Source organism: Microbispora sitophila, from assembly GCF_014892245.1.
Lineage (GTDB): Bacteria > Actinomycetota > Actinomycetes > Streptosporangiales > Streptosporangiaceae > Microbispora > Microbispora siamensis.
Map to the genome: position 1 here is coordinate 1 of NZ_JADBGC010000061.1, position 6,711 is coordinate 6,711.

Sequence of the window (6,711 nt, forward strand, 5' to 3'; positions counted from 1 at the left end):
CTTGATCTCCGGCAGGGCCACAGTGACTCGCCCCCGTGTCCCCCCGTGTGGCCCTGCCGGTCCCCTCCGCCCGGACTGCGAGTGCAGCCGAACGAGGTGACAGAAGCATCGAGCCGGTCTAGGCTCAAACTTAGTAAAACAACCTGTCGGCTGCTGGACGGTCGTGATGTCTCTAGAGTCAGTGCCTCCGAAGTATGCACAGCTTGTGCAGACGCTTCAGCGGCGTATCGAAGCGGGGGACTACCCTCCCGGAACCCTCCTGCCGAGCGAGAACCAGCTCATTAATGAGTTCGGCGTCTCCCGTCCGACCGTCGTGGCGGCCCTGCGCGTGCTCCGGGAACAGGGCTGGATCGAGTCCCAGCAGGGCAAGGGCCGTTTCGTACGGGGCCGCCCTGCCCTCGCCTCGCTCGAACAACCCCGGCCCGGCCACGCCTACCTCACCAGCGCCGAGACACCCTCGGCCGAACTACTGGAAGTCGGCGCGGTAGCCGTACCGAACAGGATCGCCGCTCTGCTCGACCTATCGCCCAAGAGTAAGGCGTTCCTCCGTCGCCGACTGGTCTCACGTGGCGATGAGCCTTCCGAGATCGTCTCGCTGTGGCTGCCCCTCGACCTGTCGGAGGGGACGAACCTCACGAGCGCCGAGCCGCTGGCCCAGGGTATCCGCGAGCATATTCAGGCCCGTAAAAGCGTCCGGTTCGATCACGTCATCGAGCAGATCACGGCACGGATGCCTACCTCTGACGAGGTCAAGCAGCTCGGCATGCCCAAGAACACGCCGGTTCTCGACGTTTATGCGGCTGTACGTGACCCCGGTGGCCGGCCCCTTGTCGTGCTGGCTGTCGTGCTGCCTGCCGACCGTCACGAGCTGGAGGACGCCTATCCCATCGGGTAGGAACGCCTCACCTTCGGAGCCCACTTAGCTTAGGCACTTGACCTAGCAAGTGGGCTCTCTTACGCTCAAGACACTCGATAGGTTTAGTGCCTATCAGTCGAGAGAGGAAGATACCCGATGGCTCTACAAGGTCCGATCCCCGTCAGCTTCGACATGGTCTTCCCGCACGGCTGCTACCTCGTCGGTGAGGTGGAGGCGGTCAAGGACTTCGACGCCTCTACCAACGGCCGATTCGTGCAGGCACGTGACAAGCAGAGCGGCGAACTGGTCTGGCAGATCGCCGTCATGGACGCCGACCCCCAGGTCAAGCCCGCTCAGAAGACCGTCGCCGTCAAAATCATCGCGCCCGTCCAGCCGGTGCCCCCGACCCCGGTCGCGGGCCTGCCCTTCACGCCGGTCGAGTTCGACGGCGTCACCGTTACCCCGTACGTCAACGGAAACGGCCGCCTGGCCTACTCCATCCGCGTTCGGGAGATACGTCCGCCTCGGACGGGTGGGGCCAAGTCCGGACACGCGGGCGGCAAGGAGGCGGCGGCGTGACCGGGCGGCCGTACACGCACCTGTCGATGTCGATCGACCCCGGCGAGCGTCCCCGTATCGGCATCTCGTTCTACGCCTCGATCACTCGGGCGCGGGCTCGGGTGCTGGAGTCCGGGCGGCCGTACCTGGTCCTGGAGTCCGACGAGGCGGACGTGACCGTCTCGACCGCCGGGGCGGCTGGGCCGGTCACCGCCGACGACCTGGACATCGCCCGGGAGATCTTCAACGCCGCCGCGCGGTACCTGGCCGACTGCGAACGCATCCACGCCGAACACGCCCAGGTCACCGACTCGGCGGCCTGACACACGAGCGGGGCCGCTGGAACTGGCATTCCAGCGGCCCCCGGGATCTCTCACACACGCCAATGCCTGAGAGGACACCAAGCCTAATGTTCAAGAAACTTCCCGGCGACGAGGCACGCAACCTCGTCTCCACCACCCCAGACACTGCCGTGGTCTTCCGCCCGGCCGTCGTCCGGACCCCCGCCATCGTCACCATCGTGATCTGGCTGTCGCGCCTGCTCGCGTGCCTGGTCCGTCTCGTGGTGCGACATCCGGTCGCCGTGGCCGTGCCGGTCGGCCTCGGGGTGATCTGGACCCTGTACGGCTGGCGCCTGGCCCTGGTGATGGCCGGGTTCCTGCCCTCGGCCGGGCTGTCCTGGCTGCTGCTGGATCGGGCCTCGTTCCTGCGCATGGTCGGCTGGCCCTTGCTGGCCTGGTGGCGGCTCGTCGCCGTGTACCGGCGGCACTGGCAACCGGTCATGGTTGTCTCCGGCCTCGGGCGGCATATCCGGGGCCGCGACTACCTGCCCCGGCTGGTCCGGGTGGAGTGCGATGGGTGGGCCGACCGCGTCAGCGCGAAGATGCTCAACGGCCAAGCTGTCACCGACTGGGCCGAGCGCATCGAACACCTGGCCCACGGCTTCGGCGCGCCCTCCTGCCGGGTGGCGGTAGCTCGGGCCGGGCGGCTCGTGCTCACCTTCCCCCGGCGCGACCCCCTCGCCGAACCACTGCCCGCCATCCCTATCCCTGAGGTCGCCTCGGTCGGGCCGGTCGAGATCGGACGATGCGAGGACGGCACACCGCTGCGGCTCAAGGTCCACGGCACCCACGTCCTGATCGCCGGAGCCACGGGCGCAGGCAAAGGCTCCTACCTGTGGTCGACAATCCGCGGCCTCCTCCCTGCGATCCAGGCCGGGCTGGTGCAGGTCTGGGCGCTCGACCCCAAGCGGATGGAACTGTCCTTCGGCCGTCCCCTGTTCGGCGCCCGGTACGCGGCCGACCCAAAGGAGTGCGCCGACCTGCTCGACGAGGCCGTGAGTGTGATGCAGGAGCGGGCCGACCGATTCGCTGGCCTCCAGCGCTCCCACACCCCGACGCCTGCCGACCCGTTCGTCCTGGTGCTCGTCGACGAGGTGGCGTTCCTGACCGCCTACCAGCCCGACAAGCAACTCCGTCAGCGCATCACGGCGGCCCTGGCCACCCTGACCACGCAGGGCCGGGCGGTCGGTGTCGGGGTCATGGCGGCCTTGCAGGACCCGCGCAAGGAGGTCATGAACATCCGCAACCTGTTCCCCGACAAGATCGCGCTGCGGCTTGATGAGTCCGAGCAGGTGGACATGGTCCTCGGCGACGGCGCGCGCGACCGGGGCGCACTGGCCGACCACATCTCACCGGTCCCGGAGCTGGGGGCGGGCGTCGGCTACGTCCGGCTGGAGACCTCCCCTGACCCGGTGCGAGTCCGGGCCGCCTACGTCTCTGACGCCGACATTCGCACCATGGTCGCTGAGTTCGCGGGGGTGAGCCGATGATGCGCCTTGCCCACATCCTCGACGGCCTGCGCTGCTCGTGCTGCGGCGCGCTCGATGTGCTCTGGCTCGACCCGGTGCGCGGGATCGTCGAGTGCCACGAGTGCGGCCAGAAAGCCACCGTCATCGTTGACGGCCTCGACCTGGTCGACGCCCTCGACGGGTGCGGGGGTGACTGGTGACCGACCCGCAGGACCGCTCCACCCCTCGCGCCGTCCGGATGGCTCAACCGCTGGCCCGGGAGGTCGTGGAAGACATCGCCAAGCAGTACGGCGTATGCATCCGGCCGGTTCCGCTCCGGCGGCAGGACATCCTCACCGGACAAGTTGAGGTCATCGACGTGCCCTGTGGGGCCACCTTGGAGAGCAAGTGCCCGCCGTGCGCCAAGCGCAACCGGCAGCTCCGTAGGGCGCAGTGCCGGGAGGGCTGGCACCTCGACCACGAGCCCGTGAACCTCCCCGACAACGCCGACGAGTACCAGCGTCACCTCGTCGAGCTGCGGGCCGACGCCCAAGCCTGGCGGGACGAGGTCGACAAGGCCGGCGGCGACACCACCGACCTCGACGCCGCCATCGAGGACCTGGACGAGGAAATCAACCGCGCGGGCATGCGCGGCAACGTCCTCGGCCGCACCTCGGGCAAGCGCTCCCGCTCGACCAAGCGGCGGCAGGACGCGCCGGACCTGCCCAAGCGGCAGATGACCAAGACCACGCTCGGGCGGACCTTCACCGGCTCGGACGGCAAGACCTACCGCCCGTCCATGTTCGTCACGCTCACGCTGCCCTCCTACGGACGAGTCTTGGAGGGTGCGCCGATCGACCCGGACCGGTACGACTACGCGCGGGCGGCCCGCGATGCGCTGCACTTCTCCAAGCTCGTGGACCGCTTCGTGCAGAACCTCCGCAGGGTCGCGGGCTACGACGTGCAGTACTTCGCCACCGTCGAACCACAGAAGCGGCTCGCGCCGCACCTGCACATGGCGATCCGCGGGACCCTGCCCCGTGCGGAGCTGCGGCAGATCGTCGCGGCCACGTATCACCAGGTGTGGTGGCCGTCCACTGATGTCGTGCGGTTCGAGGGTGACCGCCTGCCCGTGTGGGAGGACGGGGCCGGCTACCTCGACCCCGAGACCGGGGAAGTGCTGCCGACCTGGGAACAGGCCCTCGACGCCCTCGACCAGGACGACGAGGCCGAACCCCTGCACGTGCTGCGCTTCGGCGACCAGCTCGACATTCAGAGCGTGCTCGCGGGCACCCCGGATGCCGACCAACTGATCCAGTACCTGTCGAAGTACCTGACCAAGTCCCTCGGCGACGCTCTCGGCACCGACGACCCTCGCCGCAAAGCACACGCCGAACGGCTGCTTGACGCGTTGCGGTTTGAGCCGTGCTCGCCGACGTGCCCGAACTGGCTGCGGTACGGGGTGCAGCCCAAGGGCGCCAAGCCCGGTATGGCTCCGGGCCGGTGCAGGGGCAAGGCGCACAAGCCGGATCACCTCGGTTACGCGGGGCGGCGCGTGCTCGTCTCGCGGAAGTGGTCGAACAAGACCCTGACCGAGCACAAGCAGGACCGCCGTACCTGGGTCCTGGAGGCCCTCGGCGTCGAAGATGAGCCGGTCGACCCTCACCGCTACGTCTGGCGACCGGTCAAGCCAGGTGATCCCGAGCTGGCCCCGATCGGCGTACGGCTGCTCCGCTCGGTCCACGAACGCCAGCGCTGGCGCAACCACATGAACCAACTCCAGGCCCAAGCCGAGGGCCGAGATCTTTCGGCAATTCAGTCCGCCGCGTGAAAGGAGGAACCCATTGGATCAACTGCTCACTGTCCCGCAAGCGGCGGCCCGCCTGAACACCTCGGTCCGCTTCGTCCGCCGCCTGGTGGCCGAACGGCGCATCGAGTTCGTGAAGGTCGGTCGCCACGTCCGCATCTCCGAGTCAGCGCTGGCCGCCTTCGTCGTCGCGGGCACGGTCGCGCCCCTGACGGCCCATGACGTCACCGGGAGGGCGGCCTGATGGCCAACAGAGACGGTCACCGCCGTTTCGGCAACATCCGCAAGCGAGAGTCCGGGCGCTACCAGATCCGCTATCCCGGCCCGGACGGTCGGATCCGCACCGGGGCCGAGACGTACGAGCGCAAGAGCGACGCGGAACGAGCGCTCTCGCTCATCGAGGCGCAGATCATCAAGGGGGAGTGGACCGACCCGGATCGCGGCAAGGTCAAGCTCCGCGACTACGCCGAGAACTGGATCTCCCAGCGTCCGGCCCTGCGCCCCCGCACTGTCGATCTCTATAGGTGGCTGCTCAACAAGCACATCACGCCGTATCTGGGTGCGGCCCAGCTCGGCAAGCTGTCGACGGCCATGATTCGGCAGTGGCGGGCCGACCTGCTCGGCAACGGCGTCTCGGTCTCGGTGGCGGCAAAGGCGTACCGGCTCCTGCGGGCTGTGCTGATGACGGCGGCCGAAGAGGACCACATCATCCCGAGCAATCCATGCCGAATCCGCGGGGCAGGTGACGAGCACCCCGAAGAACGGCCCGTGCTGACCGTGGCTCAGGTTCTCGACCTGGCGGACCGGGTCGGCCGTCGTCCTGTCGGCAATGTCCGCAAGCTCAAGAACGGGGCATACCGGCTGAGGTTTCAGCGGCACGGAGAGATGCGGTCGCACCCTGAGATTTTCACCACACGAGGTGAGGCGGAACGGGTGCTGTGGAAGATGGGCGCGGACGGGCGGGCCGACTGCACCCAGGACAGACGCTTCCGCGCCCTGGTCCTGCTCGCTACCTTCGCGAGCCTGCGATGGGGTGAGGTGAGCGCGCTTCGTCGCGGTGATCTCGACCTGGAGGCCGGGACCGTGCGCGTTCGGGCGGCCTTCGTCGAGCGCTCCACGGGGGAGCTGGTTCTCGGCCCGCCCAAGTCCAAGGCGGGCCGGCGGGTGGTCGGCATCCCCGAAGGGATCATTCCGGCCCTGCATGAGCACCTGGCGACCTACGTCCAGGACGAGCCGGGCGCGCTCGTCTTTCCCGGTGCCAAAGGCGGGCCGCTGCGGCGTAGCGGCTTCAACACCCGGACGCGCTGGGTCGATGTTGTGAAGGACATGGGCATGCCGGGTCTGCACTTCCACGACCTGCGGCACACGGGCAACATGCTCGCGGCCGAGTCGGGTGCGGGGCTCAAGGACCTCATGGCCCGGATGGGGCACGACAATGTCCGGGCGGCCATGATCTATCAGCACGCCGTACGCGGCGCGGACAAGGTGATCACCGATGCGATCAACAAGCAGCTCCAGGCGCGGGACGTGGCCGACGAGATGCCCGCAGGTTGATCCACGGAGCTAATGGCCCGCTAATGGCCCGCGAAGATCAAAGAGCCTCGGAAACAATCAAGGCCCGGGTTGGGATGTGCTCCCTGACCTGGGCCTTCTCGCTTGGAGCGGGTGACGGGAATCGAACCCGCGCTGTCAGCTTGGGAA

Annotated in this window: 8 protein-coding genes; all 8 read left to right on the top strand. The window is 68.2% G+C overall.

Annotated elements, in window-relative coordinates; all coding sequences use genetic code 11:
• Positions 1-205: 205 nt before the first annotated feature.
• The 8 genes from IL992_RS45240 to IL992_RS45275 all read left to right on the top strand — a co-directional run bounded on the left by IL992_RS45240 (position 206) and on the right by IL992_RS45275 (position 6,564).
• Positions 206-895, top strand: coding sequence for a GntR family transcriptional regulator (locus IL992_RS45240; protein ID WP_319019255.1), 690 nt, complete (start codon positions 206-208; stop codon positions 893-895).
• A gap of 117 nt (positions 896-1,012) precedes the next feature.
• Entirely contained in the window at positions 1,013-1,435 is a 423-nt protein-coding gene (locus tag IL992_RS45245; RefSeq protein ID WP_193209457.1) for a plasmid replication, integration and excision activator, read from the top strand.
• Positions 1,432-1,737 (top strand): hypothetical protein, encoded by a 306-nt coding sequence (locus IL992_RS45250; RefSeq protein WP_193209458.1) that lies wholly within the window; start codon positions 1,432-1,434, stop codon positions 1,735-1,737. Before IL992_RS45245 ends, IL992_RS45250 begins: the two co-directional genes overlap by 4 nt.
• An 86-nt stretch (positions 1,738-1,823) precedes the next feature.
• Positions 1,824-3,245: an FtsK/SpoIIIE domain-containing protein gene (locus IL992_RS45255; protein ID WP_193209459.1), complete on the top strand. Its 1,422-nt coding sequence runs from the start codon at positions 1,824-1,826 to the stop codon at positions 3,243-3,245.
• A complete protein-coding gene (locus IL992_RS45260; RefSeq protein ID WP_191049917.1) occupies positions 3,242-3,424 on the top strand; it encodes a hypothetical protein in 183 nt (60 codons plus the stop codon). Before IL992_RS45255 ends, IL992_RS45260 begins: the two co-directional genes overlap by 4 nt.
• Complete coding sequence (locus IL992_RS45265) at positions 3,421-5,034, top strand: replication initiator (protein ID WP_193209460.1); 1,614 nt, start codon at positions 3,421-3,423, stop codon at positions 5,032-5,034. The genes IL992_RS45260 and IL992_RS45265 overlap by 4 nt, the downstream gene beginning before the upstream one ends.
• 13 nt (positions 5,035-5,047) lie before the next feature.
• Positions 5,048-5,254: a helix-turn-helix domain-containing protein gene (locus IL992_RS45270; RefSeq protein ID WP_193209461.1), complete on the top strand. Its 207-nt coding sequence runs from the start codon at positions 5,048-5,050 to the stop codon at positions 5,252-5,254.
• The gene (locus IL992_RS45275; RefSeq protein ID WP_193209462.1) at positions 5,254-6,564 is read left to right on the top strand and encodes a tyrosine-type recombinase/integrase; all 1,311 of its coding nucleotides are present in this window, start codon (positions 5,254-5,256) and stop codon (positions 6,562-6,564) included. Before IL992_RS45270 ends, IL992_RS45275 begins: the two co-directional genes overlap by 1 nt.
• Positions 6,565-6,711 lie beyond the last annotated feature (147 nt).

What these genes read in the sequence shown, in the direction of transcription:
- IL992_RS45245 (WP_193209457.1), top strand. Translation starts at nt 1,013, where the DNA reads ATGGCTCTACAAGGTCCGATCCCCGTCAGCTTCGACATGGTCTTCCCG.
- IL992_RS45255 (WP_193209459.1), top strand. Translation starts at nt 1,824, where the DNA reads ATGTTCAAGAAACTTCCCGGCGACGAGGCACGCAACCTCGTCTCCACC.
- IL992_RS45260 (WP_191049917.1), top strand. Translation starts at nt 3,242, where the DNA reads ATGATGCGCCTTGCCCACATCCTCGACGGCCTGCGCTGCTCGTGCTGC.
- IL992_RS45275 (WP_193209462.1), top strand. Translation starts at nt 5,254, where the DNA reads ATGGCCAACAGAGACGGTCACCGCCGTTTCGGCAACATCCGCAAGCGA.